Raw genomic sequence first — 1,685 nt, 5'->3', positions numbered from 1 at the left:
AAGCGGAGCGACTGCGGTTGCCGGATCCGCCGGATCGCCTGTCTCGAGTGCTGCCATCTGCTTCGAAAAGCCTTCGAGGAAAGCGTCCCCGCGCGCCTTGCCCACCACGACGATGCGCTTGGAGCCGACGCAGCATTGACCCGCATTGAGCATGCGGCCCGCGATCGCACTTTGGATCGCCCAGTCGAGCGGCGCATCCTCAAGCACGATTAAAGGATCGCTGCCGCCCAACTCGAGCACGACCTTCTTTAGATTGCGGCCGGCTCGCTCGGCGACGGCGGCGCCGGCACGCTCACTGCCCGTCAATGTCACGCCCTGGACGCGCGTGTCGTCGATGACTCGGCCGGCCTGATCGATCGATATAAACAAATTCGTATAGACGCCTTCAGGCGCGCCCGCTTCCTCAAATAGCCGAGCGAAAGCCAAAGCCGACTGCGGCACACTCTCGGCGTGCTTGAGCAACAGGACGTTGCCCACCATCAGTTGCGGACCAGCTACGCGCGCAATCTGGTAATACGGAAAATTCCATGGCTCGATGGCGAAGAGTGCGCCGATTGGCTCGATATGAACGGCGGCGCCCGGCGCTTCTGCGAGCGGGCGCGGTTGCAGATATGCATGCGCGTGCTTTGCGTAATAGTCGAGAATACTCGCCGACGATTCCACTTCCTTGCGCGCTTCCCCGCTGCGTTTGCCCATTTCCAATGTCAGATAGCCCGCGTATTCGACGGCTCTTTCCCGCAACAGTGCGGCTGCGCGCGACACAATGCGTGCCCGGTCGCCAACCGGACGGCGGCGCCAGTCGGTTTCAAAAGCGCGCTGCGCGGACGCGAGCTTCGCTTCGAGCAACTGGTCGGATATGTCGTCGTATGTGGCGAGCAGTTCGCCGGTAGCTGGATTAATGGTCGTGTACGGCATGGAATTTCTCCGCCAAAAGGTTGGTATTGAGTCATCGCACTGGACTAATGTTAACACCGTTATCACGTCCCTTGGCAAGCCTTTCGTGATCGGGAATAACCCTCATTGATATACATGTTAACGTCGTTATCATAGGTATGCAGCAATCAACTGGGGAAGCGAAATGGCAAAGGGATATTGGGTGGCAGCGTATCGGGCGGTGCATGACGCAAACAAGCTTTCGGCGTACGGCGTTCTCGCGACACAGGTGGTGAAAGCGGCAGGTGGAAAGTTTCTGGTCCGAGGCGGCGCAGTCGTCGCGTTCCAGGAGGGACTCAAAGAACGGACGGTCGTGGTCGAATTCCCCAGCTTCGAGCAGGCGCTCGCTACGTTTCAGGGCGAGGCTTATCAGAAGGCGTTGACCGTACTGGGAGACGGCGCCGAACGGGACGCGCGTGTCGTCGCAGGCCTCGACGACTGAGTGTTCCCGGGTGGCTACCGAAGCCGCCGCCAGCACTCTTGGTACGACAAGGCGGCCGTTGTTCGCTATGGTGTAGCGGGACTTCCCTTCAGAACCGACGCGCTCACGTTGCTGCCAGAAAGACCGCTGGTGTTAATGAGCCACTCACATGTTAGGCATGTTAACACCGAGAGCGGAAAAGCACTTGAACCTGATGAAATGGAGCAAAAATGGACGAAGCAATTGTTCAGACGGAAATCAAGGGCCACGTAACGGTCATCACGATGGTTCGTCGTCCGCACAACTTGATGGGCCCGACGCTTTACCGTGC

Annotated in this window: 2 protein-coding genes; one reads left to right on the top strand and one right to left on the bottom strand. The window is 59.1% G+C overall.

All coding sequences use genetic code 11. The features are described from left to right. On the bottom strand, positions 1-915 hold a 915-nt coding region (locus AWB67_RS37300; protein WP_087660799.1), incomplete at its 3' end, for an aldehyde dehydrogenase family protein. A gap of 163 nt (positions 916-1,078) precedes the next feature. Between AWB67_RS37300 and AWB67_RS37295 the strand changes: the two genes are divergently transcribed. Then, entirely contained in the window at positions 1,079-1,375 is a 297-nt protein-coding gene (locus tag AWB67_RS37295; protein WP_087660798.1) for a DUF1330 domain-containing protein, read from the top strand. Positions 1,376-1,685 lie beyond the last annotated feature (310 nt).

It is taken from the genome of Caballeronia terrestris, assembly GCF_001544515.1.
GTDB classification, from domain to species: Bacteria; Pseudomonadota; Gammaproteobacteria; order Burkholderiales; family Burkholderiaceae; genus Caballeronia; species Caballeronia terrestris.
Note: the sequence above shows the minus strand (reverse complement) of the source record. Positions and strands in the feature narration are given on the sequence as shown.

Excerpts from the sequence above, each read along its gene's own strand:
- AWB67_RS37295 (WP_087660798.1), top strand. The coding sequence starts at position 1,079 with ATGGCAAAGGGATATTGGGTGGCAGCGTATCGGGCGGTGCATGACGCA.